The organism is Streptomyces sp. NPDC048590, from assembly GCF_043199535.1.
Classification (GTDB): domain Bacteria; phylum Actinomycetota; class Actinomycetes; order Streptomycetales; family Streptomycetaceae; genus Streptomyces.
Genome location: NZ_JBICWC010000002.1, coordinates 24,891 through 36,378 on the forward strand (window position 1 = coordinate 24,891; position 11,488 = coordinate 36,378).

An 11,488-nucleotide genomic window follows, 5' to 3' on the forward strand; every position below is an offset into this window, starting at 1 on the left:
TTGCACTAGTGCATAATCCTGTTTGTGCTAGGAGAGTATCTGATCAGCGGGCGACGTGCAGCCGAGATTGCCGCGAGCGTCGAGCGGGGGGTGGCCTCGGGAGAGCTGGCTCCGGGCCAAGTGCTGCCGCCCATGCGTGAGTTGGCGACCCTCCTCGGTGTGAATCCCAATACGGTGGCCGCCGCCTACCGGACACTCCGCGAGCGCGGGGTGATCGAGACGGCGGGACGGCGGGGGAGCAGGGTGCGGCCACGTCCCGCCAGTACCGCCCGTGGTTCGCTGAGGGTGGAGGCTCCGGCGGGCGTGCGGGACCTGGGTGCCGGCAATCCGGATCCGGCCCTCCTCCCCGGGCTCGGCGAGGCGCTGGCGGCGGCGGCCGCCGAACACGCCCGGAGTCCTCGCCTCTACGGGGAGACCGCGGTCGACCCGGGACTGGCCGCGGCGGCTCGCTCCGGTCTGGACGCCGACGGGATTCCCGGCGGGCCGGTGGCGGTCACCTCCGGGGCTCTCGACGCCATCGAGCGGGTGCTCATGGCCCATCTCAAGCCGGGTGACGCGGTCGCGGTGGAGGACCCGGGGTGGGGGGCCCTGCTGGACCTCGTACCGGCACTCGGTATGCGTGTCGTCCCGGTGGCCCTGGACGAGGAGGGCCCGCTGCCCGGCGAGGTCGAACGGGCGCTGCGGGCCGGTGCCGCGGCGCTGGTCGTCACAGGCAGGGCGCAGAACCCGACCGGGGCCGCCGTGGGCGAACAGCGGGCCGGGGAGCTGCGGTCCGTTCTGCGTGAACATCCCGGCCTGCTCCTGATCGAGGACGATCACGGGCACGCGATCGTCGACGTCCCGGTGCGCCCGCTCGCGGGCGTCACCGAGCGCTGGGCGTTCGTGCGCTCGGTCTCCAAGGCGTACGGCCCGGACCTGAGGCTCGCCGTGGTCACCGGGGACGAGCTGACGGTCGATCGGGTGACGGGACGTCAGAGACTCGGACCGGGCTGGGTCAGCTCCCTGTTGCAGTGTGCGGTGGCGCACCTGTGGGAGACCGGCGCGGTCGACGTGGCGGCGGTCGCCCGCTCCTACGGTGAGCGCCGGAACGCCCTGGTCGGGGCGCTGGCCGAGCGAGGGGTGCAGGCGTACGGGCGGACCGGCATGAACGTGTGGGTACCGGTGGGCGACGAGACCGGAACGGTGGCCAGGATGCTGCACGCGGGCTGGGCGGTTGCTCCGGGGGCGCGCTTCCGGATGGCGTCGCGGCAGGGGGTGCGCGTGACCGTGTCGCCGCTGTCCCTGGGAGATGTCGAACCGCTGGCGGACGCGCTGGCGGCGGCGGCGCCGCCGGCCGCTCCGGTCAGTTATGGCTGAGCGCGTCGGCGGTCGGGGCGGCCGGTGCCGGTGGCCCGGGCCCGGCTCTGCGTGAGGCCCGCTCCCACCAGGACCACGAGGGCGCCCACGGGGGTGTTCCAGCTCAGTCGTTCACCGAGCAGGCCCACTCCTGCCGCCGTGGCGATCACGGGGATGAAATAGGTGACCATCTGTGCCGTCGTGGGGCCGACCTCTTCGACGAGTCCGTACTGGAGGAGGACGGCCAGTCCCGTGCCGAGTGCTCCCAGGGCCAGGACGCCCAGTGTCGCCGGCAGCGGGAAGTGCTCCGGCCGGGCCGTGAAAGCAGGCATGATCAGGGCCAGTTGTGCGGTGCCGAGGAACAGCTGGCTGCCCGTCAGGGCGAGGGTGGAGCTACCGGTCCCCGCCAGCGTCCTGCGGACGTAGATCCAGCCGACGGGGTAACTGAGGGAAGCCAGCAGGGCCATCGCCGTACCGGTCGCATCGAGTCCCGAGAACCCCTGCCAAGCGCCCAGCACGGTCAGCACGCCGACGAACCCCAGGCCGAGTCCTGCCACGCGGCGGCGGGTCGGCCGGTCCTCCGAGAGCGCGACGACGGACAGCGCCATGCCCCACAGTGGCGAGGTCGCGTTGCAGATCCCGGCGAGGGTCGACGGGATCGTCAGCTCCGCGTACGCGAACAGCGAGAACGGGAGCGCGTTGAGGAAGAACGCCGCGACACAGAGGTGGCCCCAGGTCCGGAGCGAGCGGGGCGGACGCTCCCGGCGCACCGCCATCGCGGCGGCGAGGACCAGCGTGCCGGACAGCAGTCTGCCGAAGGTCACCTGGAGCGGGGCGTACCCATCGGTTCCCACCTTGATCAGCAGAAAGCTGAAGCCCCAGATGAGCGAGAGCGCGGCGAAGCGGAGGCGCCAGTCCACGGCACGCCGCGGAGCCGCGGCACCGGAAGGGCGGCCGATGGGGGCGATACGGGGGGCCGGGACGGCTGCGGGGACTTCCGGGGTGGTGGCCGAGGCGCTCATGCGACCACCTTGACCGACGCAAAGGCGTAGAACAAGTGAGACTTGTTTCGCATGTTTGCGTAGCATCGCTTACATGTTGAATCTGGAGCGCCTGCGGACCCTGGACGCCCTGGCCCGGCACGGCTCGGTGAGCGGCGCCGCCGACGGACTCCACGTCACGACGTCGGCCGTCTCGCAGCAGATGGCGAAGCTCGAACGCGAGGTGGGTCAGCGGCTTCTGGCCAGGAGCGGGCGGGGCGTGCGCCTCACCGACGCCGGCCGGCTGCTCGCGGATCACGCGGCGAAGATCCTGTCCCAGGTGGAGGTCGCCCAGTCGGACATCGAGGCCCAGCGAGGCCTGGTGGTGGGCGAGGTCCGTCTGGCGGCCTTCCCCACGGCCGCCCGGGGGCTCTTCCCCTCGGCGCTCTCCGCGCTCCGCGCCGATCATCCGGAACTGGCGCTGCGCACCACCGAACTGGAGCCGGACGACGGGGTCCGCGCGGTGCTGCGGGGGGATGTCGACCTTGCGGTGGTTCTCGACTGGAGCAACAAGCGGCTGCCCGTACCGGGCGGGCTGGCCAAGGCTGAACTCCTCGACGACGCACCGGATATCGCCATGCCGACCGGTCACCCTCTCGCCGGCCGGGACGAGGTCGACATCGAGGAGTTCGCGGACGACGACTGGGTGTCCTGGCCGGAAGGAGAATTCTGCTACGAGTGGCTGATGTTCACCCTGCGTTCCAAGGGGGTCGAGCCCCGCATTGCGCACCTCGCGGGGGAGCACCACACCCAACTCGCGCTGATCGCTGCCGGTTTCGGAGTCTGCGTCGCTCCGAAACTCGGGCGGGGCCCTGTGCCGGAGGGGGTGCGCCTGGTGCCCGTACGTCAGCCGATGCGCCGCCATGTCCACGCTGTATGGCGCAAGGACGCCGATCGGCGGCCGTCGATCCGCGCCGCTGTGGAGGCGTTGCGCGAGGCGGGCAGGGCGCTTCACCCGCCGGTCACCCATGATCCACCGGAGGGGTGAGGCGCGTGGCGGACGGGCTTCCGGCCGCCACGCGCCAGGGGCGTTCCCGCCCGATGGTCAGAGCCCGCGCGGCTGTCCGGCCACGGAGGAGGGCGTGTCACCACGGGCGCCGCATTCACCGTCCGGGATGCTGGTCTCCGTTCCGGAGGCGGTGACGGCGGCCGGGACGGGTTCGGCTGCGGGGCCGGTGCCCGCCGCGGCCGTCGGCTCGCCCTCGGGCTGGAAGGTGATCTCGCCGTCCAGCACCTTGCGCATCCGGTCCTTGTCCAGGGCACCTTCCCACTTGGAGACCGCGAAGACGGCGACGCAGTTGCCGAGGAGGTTCGTCGCGACACGCATGGTGTCCATGATGCGATCCACCCCGAGGAGCAGGGCGACCGCTCCGGCGGGGATCACACCGAGGGCGGACGCGGTCGCCGAGAGGGCGAGGAAGGCTGATCCGGGCACGCCCGCCATTCCCTTGCTCGTCAGCATCAACACGACGACCACGGTGATCTGCTGCCCCGGAGTCAGGTCCACCCCGACGGCCTGAGCGATGAACAGCGTGCCGATGGACAGGTAGATCGACGCGCCGTCGAGGTTGAAGGAGTAGCCCGTCGGGAGCACCAGCCCGACGGCGTCCTCGCGGCAGCCTGCCTGGCGAAGCTTCTGCATCATGCGGGGCATGACGGCCTCGCTGGACGCGGTGCCCAGGGCGAGGAGCATCTCCTCGCGGGTGTAGCGCACGAACTTCCACAGGCTGACCCCGGTGAATGCCTTGAGGGCCACGCCGAGAAGGGCGAGGAACACCAGGGCGACGGCGTAGCAGACGCCGATCAGCTTGCCGTACGTCGACAGTGCGCCCAGCCCGTACTCACCGATCAGGTGGGCGGTCGCGCCGAACACCGCCACCGGGGCCAGCTTCATGATGAAGCCGACCACCGCGAACACGACTTCCTGGGCCTGCTCGATCGCCGGCAGGATCGCGGGCACCCGCTTCTGGCCGAGATGGAGAAGGGCGGCGCCCACCAGGCAGGCGAGGACGAGGACCTGGAGCAGCGAGTTCTCCGCGAACGCGCCGACCGCGCTGTCCGGCAGGGAGTGGAGCAGGAACTCCGACGTCGACGGCAGCGACTCACCTCCGGTCTTCTCGTCGACGGCCGAGGCGTCGAGCGACGCCGGGTCCACGTTCATGCCGCTGCCCGGTGAGAACAGATTGCCCGCGAGGAGACCGACGGCGAGAGCCAGGGTGGTCGCCACCTCGAACCAGATGAGCGCCTTGATGCCTATGCGCCCGAACGCCTTGAGGTCACCCGCCTTCGCGATCCCGGCGATCACCACGCAGAAGACGAGTGGCGCGATCATCGCCTTGATCAGCCGGACGAAGCCGTCGCCGAGGGGCTGTACGGCCGAACCCACCTCGGGCCAGAGCCGTCCGACGACGGCCCCCAGCAGCAGGGCGACGGCCACTTGCGCGAACAGTGACGAGCGAAGGAAACGGGCGGTGCGTCGGGCCAGTGATGACGGGCTGGCATCCGGCATGTGCGTACTCTCCAGACTCGAAGAATTCCACTCTGCGGAATCTAACTTCCGTGGACTGTCCGCCACTATGGCCGGTCGCACGGCATGGCGGAAGGCATGAGAAGGGAGAGGAATCGATTTTGGTGATAGCTACAACGACACCGGAGAGGGGTGCGCGGAGCGAGGGTGGCCGAGCCGGACGGGTGGGTGCCTCCGGCTTCCGCCGGACCAGGGGGGGGCGCCCGGCCCGGGGGCCGGCACACCCGGCCCGGGGTCCGGCAGGCCTGAGGGCAGGGATGGTCGCGGCAGGATCGTGGTGCCGTTGACCGCCTTTCCGGCCGCGTGCGGTCAGGACAGCTTGCGGAAGTCCCAGGACGTGACGGTCCGTGGTGTGAGCCGGAGCCAGCCGTGCCGACCGTCGTGCGGCAAGGTGTCCATCCCGAAGTACTTCGACGCGAACAGGCGCTCCGGTTCGTCCAGTTCGGCACAGGCCAGGCCGGTGCGCGGGAGCTCTCCGACGAAGTCCACCTCGCCGGAGAGCTCCACGCCGCGTAGTTCGCCGTACTCCACCCCGTCGTCCACGACGACAGCGGCCCGCCGGTCGTGCCTGAGCTGTGACCAGCGAAGGCTCCGGGTGAGGGAGTAGAGCCAGAGGGACGAGCCGTCCCAGACGAACCAGAGAGCGGCGACGTGTGGCATGCCGTCGGAGGACACCGTCGCCACCCGGCAGGTGCGTTGCGTGGTGAGGAAGGCGTCCCGCTCCGTGTCGGACATCATGATCCGGCGGCCACGGCGTTGTGAAACGGTCACAGGGGGGCGTCCCTCCTCCGGTCGGCTGCACGACGAAGCATGGAGGCTCCTCGGCATCGCCGCAACGGGCCCGTCACACGAGGGTGATCGAGTCGCCCTCCACCCGGATCTGCTTGGCCGGCAGGGGCCGGGTCGCCGGGCCTCCGGTCACCTCGCCCGTGGAGGCGTCGAAGGTGCTGTTGTGGCACGGGCAGGTGATGATCCCGTCGGCGATTTTCTTCACCGCGCAGCCTTGATGGGTGCAGGTGGACGAGAAGGCCTTGAACTCGCCTGCCGTCGGCTGTGTCACCACCACCTGCTGCTCGGCGAGGACGATACCGCCGCCCTCCGGGATGTCGCCCGTCCGGGCGAGAGCGGCGCCGGAGGGCGCGGCATCCTCGTCGCCCGCGGGCCCCGCCGCATCCGTGCTTCCGCTCCCGGCGGACCCGTTGCCGCATGCGGTCAGGGCCACGGCCAGTGCCGTCGCCCCGGCCGCGACGACAGCGCGCCGGCCGGGACGGCCCTGGATCTCCTGCGATGCACTCATGCCCGGTGTTCCCTTCGTCGGATGCGTCCGTCGGATGAGGCTGTTTCAGAAGGGAGTACGGGCGGGGACGTCCGGCCGTTCATCCCGGCCCCCGGTTCGGATCGCCCTGCGGCCTGAGACGACGAGTCAACCGGCGAGGCCATGAAGGCGCACCGGCAGTTCCCGCACACTGTTGCCCACGAAGGACGCGTGGCGCGGAAGTCCGGCGTCCGGTACGGCGAGATCGAGGTCGGGGAAGCGCCCGAAGAGCTGGGCGAGGGCGGCCACACCTTCCGTGCGGGCCAGAGGCGCCCCCAGGCAGTAGTGGGCACCATGACCGAGCGAGAGGTGCCTCGTCCCGCTCCGCCTGGTGACGTCGAAGCGGTCGGCATCCGGCCCGTGGGCCTCCGGATCGCGGCCCGCGGCGGAGTAACCGGCCAGTACGGGGGTGCCCTTGGGTATCAGCGTGCCGTCGAGCATCAGATCGCGGGTCGGGTAGCGGAAGGGGAAGTAGCTGACGGGGCTGTCCCAGCGCAGGGTCTCCTCCACCACGTCCGACCAGCCGGCCTCGCCCGACCTGACCGAGTCGAGCTGGTCGCGGTGGGTGCACAGTGCCCGCACCGCGTTGGTGATCAGATTGAGCGTCGTCTCGTGCCCGGCGATGACCATGAGCATCAGCGTGCCGATCAGCTCGTGTTCGCCCAGCCGGTCGCCGTCGGCCTCGCGGGCCGCGATCAGTGCGCTGACGAGATCGTCCCGGGGGTTCTCGGCGCGGGCGGCCGCGACCGCGCCGAGAACCTCCACCATCTCCCGGTTGGCCGCGAGTGCCTCGGCGGGCCCGATGTCGGTGGCGACGACCAGGTTGGAGAGCCGGTGCAACCGGGCATGGTGTTCGGGGTCCACCCCCAGCAGTTCGCAGATGACCCCCATGGGCAGAGGCAACGCGAAGTGCGTGCGCAGGTCCACGACCCCGTCACCCGCGAGCGCCGCCTTCTCGAGTCCGTCCAGCAGTGAGGACGTCAACGCCTCGATCCGGGGCCGCAGTTCCTCCACCCGTCCCACGGTGAAGGCCTTGCTCACCAAGGACCTCAGGCGCCGGTGATCGGCGCCGTCGGCGGTGGTCATCCCCTGCACCGTCGCGAAGGTCCTCAACGGCCAGCCGTCCGGGATCGCACCATCCCGCAGAGCCGCGAAGTGCCCTGCGTCCTTGGCGACATGGGGGTGCGCGAGGAATTCCTTGAGCGCATCGTGTCCGAGGACCGCCACACCTTCGACCTCCCCGGGGAGCAGCACCCTGGCGACGGCGCCGTCGCTCAGCAGCCGGGCGTTCACCGCGTGCGGGCAGGCTCCGGACGGATCCATCCGGTGTGGCGCGACAGGTCCGGGGCGGTCCGGGGAGGTGGTCAACGGGGCTCCAAGTCGCAGACGGGCGGGGCACGGAGCGTGTCGCGGTGCGGGACCACGGCTTTCGGCACCGGAACTCTCCACGAGGCGGACGACATCCGAAGGGTAGCGCGGCTCTGATGTGACGGACCCTTCCTTCGGCACACGGTCCGTCTCCGCGGCCGTGTCGGTGGTGTACCCGCGTCTCCCGGCTCGACGGGCGCGGTCGGATCTGCGGGCCTGTCGAGCACCGGGTCCCGGTGGTTGATGGGACCGGTCGCGTCCCAGGCGCCGTGCATGTCGTAGGTCATCACGACGGCGCGACCCGGACGGGCGTCGGTCAGGGAATGACTCGGCCGGTCCGCGCCGAGTCAGCCGGTGCGTGCACCGACCGGCTCTCCCCGGTTCTCCCCGGCTCCTCGACGTCTGCCGGACGGAGCAGTCGTGCACGAAGCACACCTCGCAATCGGGTCGACAGGCGTTTCCGGTGGTGGCAGCCGCTGTCCATCACGCTTCACCCGCCGTCGGACCGCCGGCCGGCTCGGCGTTGCGGCGGGTCTTGGCCCAGCCCGTGCGCCCGCGCAGCAGCCGCACGGAGCCCCTCGCCGAGACGATGAACAGGTGGTACGCGTACAGCCAGAGGGCGGCTCCCCACAGCAGGCCCGCGGCACGCGAACGGTCCGGGGCGAAGTCACGCCGGTAGACGGGTCCCCAGGTGAGGAAGGGCACGATGGAGAGCGCCGCGAGCGTCAGGGCGAGCGGCCAGGCGGCGAACAGCACGGCGCCGGCGGCCACTCCGGCCAGGAGGACGGACAGCAGTACCGCGTTCATCACGAGGATCGCCACATGTGCGACCGGCTGGAAGAACGTGTACAGCGACTCGAGTACGCCACGGGCGCGGTAGTGCCGGGAGCCCACGATCTTGCCTGCGTAGCGCACGCACTGGATGTTCCCCTGTGCCCAGCGGGTGCGCTGGGTCAGGAATCGCCGGGTGTACGGCAGTGCCTCCTGGGTCACCCAGGTGTCGGCGAGATGGGTGATCCGGTAGCCGGCCAGACGCATCTGCAGGCCGAGTTCGTAGTCCTCCAGCAGGGCGTCCTGCTGCCAGGGGCGGAGCTCGGAGGCGGCGATCCGGTCGAGTGCGGCAAGGCGGGTGAACTGGCCGTTCCCGCCCAGCCCGACGGATCCGGTACGCCCGCGGAGCAGTTGCATGCCGTTGTTGGACACCGCGAACTCGATGTCCTGCATCCGGATCAGCAGGCGTGCGTACGCGTTGGCGAGCCTGCCGCGGCCCTCCAGGGGGCGGTGTTCGTCGACATTCCTCATGCGCACCCCGATCTGCACGCCGCCCACCTCCGGGTCCGCGAAGCCCGCGGGCCCGCTGACGCTGGTCAGCGCCCCGGGCGCCAGTCGCCCGTCGGCGTCGACGACGCACACCACGACGCGGTCGCGGTCCGTCCGGCCCAGATGTGCGTTCAGCGCGTCGTACGCGGCGTTCAGGGCGGCGCCCTTGCCGATCCGGGCGTCCGGCCTGCGGCGGGAGACCAGCCGGACGCGCTGGTCCCCGGCGGCCAGCGACGACACGATCGCGCCGGTGCGGTCGTCGCTCGCATCGTCGACGACCCAGACATGGGCCCGGGGGAAGTTGGTGCGAAGCCGATGGACCGTGGCGGCGATCACGGCCTGCTCGTCCCGGCACGGTACGAAGAAGTGCCAGTCCCAGGCGGACGCGTCACCGCCGGGGGAGGGGCGGCGACGGGCGTAGGCGTGGCGGGAACCGGTCCAGTAGAGGAGGAAGGCGCCCAGCAGGAGGAAGGGGAGGACGTAGAGGAAGAACTCCGGAATCATGTGGCCGTCCAGGAGGCAGGTGGGGGCGGGTGGAGCGGTCGCCGGGGTGAACCGGTGGCACCGATCGCAGTCGGTGGCAGGTCAGGCGGCGACCGGCGTGAGGTCGGCGCGAACCGCAGCCGGTGGCTCCGAGGGCCGGGACAGGCCCATGACCAGGTCCGCGATTCGCCGGGAGGCCGTTCCGTCGCCGTAGGGGCTGGGCAGGGACCCCAGCCGGCGCAGCTCCTCGGGACCCGCGGCAAGACGCCGGTGTGCCGCCTCCTCGATCCTCGGGCCGGGCTCCACCCGGTCGGCGAAGTCGGTGAGCGCCTCGGGCCGCTCGGTGGACCGGCGGACCACCACCAGTGGCCGGCCGAGCACGGTGGTCTCCTCCTGGATCCCCCCGGAGTCGGAGACGATGAGAGCGGCATGCCTGGCCAGAGCGAGGAAAGCGCCGTAGCCCGCTGGGGCGAGCACTGTCAGTTCGTCCAGCAGGGGCCGCAGACCGGCGGCCTCCGCGCGGGCCCGTGTGCGCGGGTGGAGGGGCATCACCACCGGCAGCTCGCGGTTGATTTCGGCGAGTTCGCGCAGGACGACCGCCAGCACCGCCGGGTCGTCCGTGTTCTCCGGACGGTGCACGGTGGCGAGGACGTAGCCGTCCGGTGCGAGGCCGTGCCCGGCGAGCAGCCGTGCGCGTTCCCGCGGGGGCGGCAGGTGGTCGTGGACCGCCTCCACGACCGTGTTGCCGGTGACCGAGATCCGGTCGTCGGCCACGCCCTCGTCGAGCAGCAGCGAGCGGTTCTGGGGCGTCGCCGCGCACAGGACGTCCGCCAGCCGGTCGATAAGTACCCGGTTGTGCTCCTCGGGCATGGCGCGGTCATGGCTTCGCAACCCCGCCTCGACGTGGACCAGTGGTATCTCCCGCGCGTTCGCGACCAGCGCGCCGGACAGAGCGGCATTGGTGTCGCCCTGGACCACGACGGCGAGCGGCGGGTCCGCCGCGAAGCGCTCGTCGAGCGCGGCGAGGGCCTCGGCCACCTGGACGGCCCGCGGGCGTCCGCCCACTCCTGTCAGGTATTCGGGCTCGGGCAGGCCGAGCTCGTCCAGGAAGTCCCCGGACAGGGAGTCGTCGAAGTGCTGGCCGGTGTGTACGACTCGGGCGGCGGGGCCGAGCAGCCGGACCAATTCGGCGAGCTTCACCAGCTCGGGACGGGTTCCGAGGACGACTGCGACGCTGCGATCAGGGAGGAAGCTCATGAGTACGAGCGTCACTGAATACGGTTGTCGCAACCGTTGCGCAACGGTTGTCGAACGGTTGCCCTTTCCGTTTTAGTCGCTTTCGGGGCGTTCTGCCCGGGTCTTTGGTCCCGTGCGAGAGGGAGCTCCGGCCCGTTCCCCCGGGACCGTCTCCTCACCGCCGACGAAGCGGTAGCCCACACCCCTCACCGCCTCGACCGGGTCCCGGCCCTCAGGCCCCGCGGCGTCACGCAGCTTGCGGCGCAGGCGGAGTACCCCGAACTTCACCCTGTCCCGTCCCACCGCCGTGCTGTCGCCCCAGACCCGCGCCAGCAGCTGCTCCGACGGGACCACCCGGCCACGGCTGCGGACGAGGAACTGCAGGAGGCGGTACTCGAGGTCGCTGAGTCTGACCTCGTTGCCGTACCAGACCGCCGCCCGTCGCTCCGGCACGAGCCGCAGGTGTTCGCCCGCCCGCTCTCCGGCCCAGTTCCTCCGGCCGGCACGGCGCAGCAGCACCTCGACCCGTGCCGACAGCTCTTCGTCGTCGAACGGCTTCCCCACGTAGTCGTCCGCACCCGCCCGCAGTGCCCGGACCTTGTCCTCGACCGCACTCAGTCCGGACAGCACCAGGACCGGAAGATCGCTCATGTCGCGGGCGCGCGCCAGGACCCTCCATCCGTTCAGACCGGACACCAGCAGATCCAGGATCATCAGGTCGGGTGTCTCCTCGAACAGCAGCCGAAGGCCGTCGCGCCCGTCCGCCGCGGCCACCACGTCGTACCCGTGCCGCACGAGGACCTCACGCAGCGCGCGCACCGACGCGTCGTCGTCGTCCACGATCAGCAGCTTGGGCATCGTGCA

The 11,488-nt window shown here is 71.2% G+C and carries 10 protein-coding genes; 2 read left to right on the forward strand and 8 right to left on the reverse strand.

Annotated features, from left to right (window positions below; genetic code table 11):
- The first annotated feature begins 24 nt into the window (after positions 1-24).
- A complete protein-coding gene (locus tag ACGFNN_RS04585; protein ID WP_393552958.1) occupies positions 25-1,356 on the forward strand; it encodes an aminotransferase class I/II-fold pyridoxal phosphate-dependent enzyme in 1,332 nt (443 codons plus the stop codon).
- Here the strand turns inward: ACGFNN_RS04585 and ACGFNN_RS04590 are convergent.
- The gene (locus ACGFNN_RS04590) at positions 1,347-2,357 is read right to left on the reverse strand and encodes a DMT family transporter (RefSeq protein WP_393552960.1); all 1,011 of its coding nucleotides are present in this window, start codon (positions 2,355-2,357) and stop codon (positions 1,347-1,349) included. The two genes, ACGFNN_RS04585 and ACGFNN_RS04590, sit on opposite strands and share 10 nt — an antisense overlap.
- A gap of 73 nt (positions 2,358-2,430) precedes the next feature.
- Between ACGFNN_RS04590 and ACGFNN_RS04595 the strand changes: the two genes are divergently transcribed.
- Positions 2,431-3,363: a LysR substrate-binding domain-containing protein gene (locus ACGFNN_RS04595; protein WP_393552962.1), complete on the forward strand. Its 933-nt coding sequence runs from the start codon at positions 2,431-2,433 to the stop codon at positions 3,361-3,363.
- A gap of 57 nt (positions 3,364-3,420) precedes the next feature.
- On the opposite strand, the gene ACGFNN_RS04600 is transcribed toward ACGFNN_RS04595, so the two are convergent.
- From ACGFNN_RS04600 to ACGFNN_RS04630, 7 genes are all read right to left on the reverse strand, one after another.
- A complete protein-coding gene (locus ACGFNN_RS04600) occupies positions 3,421-4,884 on the reverse strand; it encodes a cation:dicarboxylate symporter family transporter (protein WP_393552964.1) in 1,464 nt (487 codons plus the stop codon).
- Between the two features lie 327 nt (positions 4,885-5,211).
- Complete coding sequence (locus tag ACGFNN_RS04605; RefSeq protein ID WP_362553727.1) at positions 5,212-5,673, reverse strand: pyridoxamine 5'-phosphate oxidase family protein; 462 nt, start codon at positions 5,671-5,673, stop codon at positions 5,212-5,214.
- A gap of 73 nt (positions 5,674-5,746) precedes the next feature.
- Positions 5,747-6,199 carry a Rieske (2Fe-2S) protein gene (locus tag ACGFNN_RS04610; RefSeq protein WP_393552966.1) on the reverse strand — a complete coding sequence of 151 codons (453 nt, stop codon included), beginning with the start codon at positions 6,197-6,199 and terminating at the stop codon, positions 5,747-5,749.
- A gap of 126 nt (positions 6,200-6,325) precedes the next feature.
- Positions 6,326-7,540 carry a cytochrome P450 gene (locus ACGFNN_RS04615; protein WP_393554022.1) on the reverse strand — a complete coding sequence of 405 codons (1,215 nt, stop codon included), beginning with the start codon at positions 7,538-7,540 and terminating at the stop codon, positions 6,326-6,328.
- 528 nt (positions 7,541-8,068) lie between these two features.
- Positions 8,069-9,409 (reverse strand): glycosyltransferase family 2 protein, encoded by a 1,341-nt coding sequence (locus ACGFNN_RS04620; RefSeq protein WP_393552968.1) that lies wholly within the window; start codon positions 9,407-9,409, stop codon positions 8,069-8,071.
- Between the two features lie 81 nt (positions 9,410-9,490).
- Positions 9,491-10,645, reverse strand: coding sequence for a non-hydrolyzing UDP-N-acetylglucosamine 2-epimerase (gene wecB / locus ACGFNN_RS04625; RefSeq protein ID WP_393552969.1), 1,155 nt, complete (start codon positions 10,643-10,645; stop codon positions 9,491-9,493).
- A gap of 72 nt (positions 10,646-10,717) precedes the next feature.
- Positions 10,718-11,482 (reverse strand): response regulator transcription factor, encoded by a 765-nt coding sequence (locus ACGFNN_RS04630; protein WP_393552971.1) that lies wholly within the window; start codon positions 11,480-11,482, stop codon positions 10,718-10,720.
- Between the last annotated feature and the right edge of the window lie 6 nt (positions 11,483-11,488).

Excerpts from the sequence above, each read along its gene's own strand:
- ACGFNN_RS04590 (WP_393552960.1), bottom strand. The coding sequence starts at position 2,357 with ATGAGCGCCTCGGCCACCACCCCGGAAGTCCCCGCAGCCGTCCCGGCC.
- ACGFNN_RS04595 (WP_393552962.1), top strand. The coding sequence starts at position 2,431 with ATGTTGAATCTGGAGCGCCTGCGGACCCTGGACGCCCTGGCCCGGCAC.
- ACGFNN_RS04600 (WP_393552964.1), bottom strand. The coding sequence starts at position 4,884 with ATGCCGGATGCCAGCCCGTCATCACTGGCCCGACGCACCGCCCGTTTC.
- ACGFNN_RS04610 (WP_393552966.1), bottom strand. The coding sequence starts at position 6,199 with ATGAGTGCATCGCAGGAGATCCAGGGCCGTCCCGGCCGGCGCGCTGTC.
- ACGFNN_RS04615 (WP_393554022.1), bottom strand. The coding sequence starts at position 7,540 with ATGGATCCGTCCGGAGCCTGCCCGCACGCGGTGAACGCCCGGCTGCTG.
- ACGFNN_RS04620 (WP_393552968.1), bottom strand. The coding sequence starts at position 9,409 with ATGATTCCGGAGTTCTTCCTCTACGTCCTCCCCTTCCTCCTGCTGGGC.
- wecB (WP_393552969.1), bottom strand. The coding sequence starts at position 10,645 with ATGAGCTTCCTCCCTGATCGCAGCGTCGCAGTCGTCCTCGGAACCCGT.
- ACGFNN_RS04630 (WP_393552971.1), bottom strand. The coding sequence starts at position 11,482 with ATGCCCAAGCTGCTGATCGTGGACGACGACGACGCGTCGGTGCGCGCG.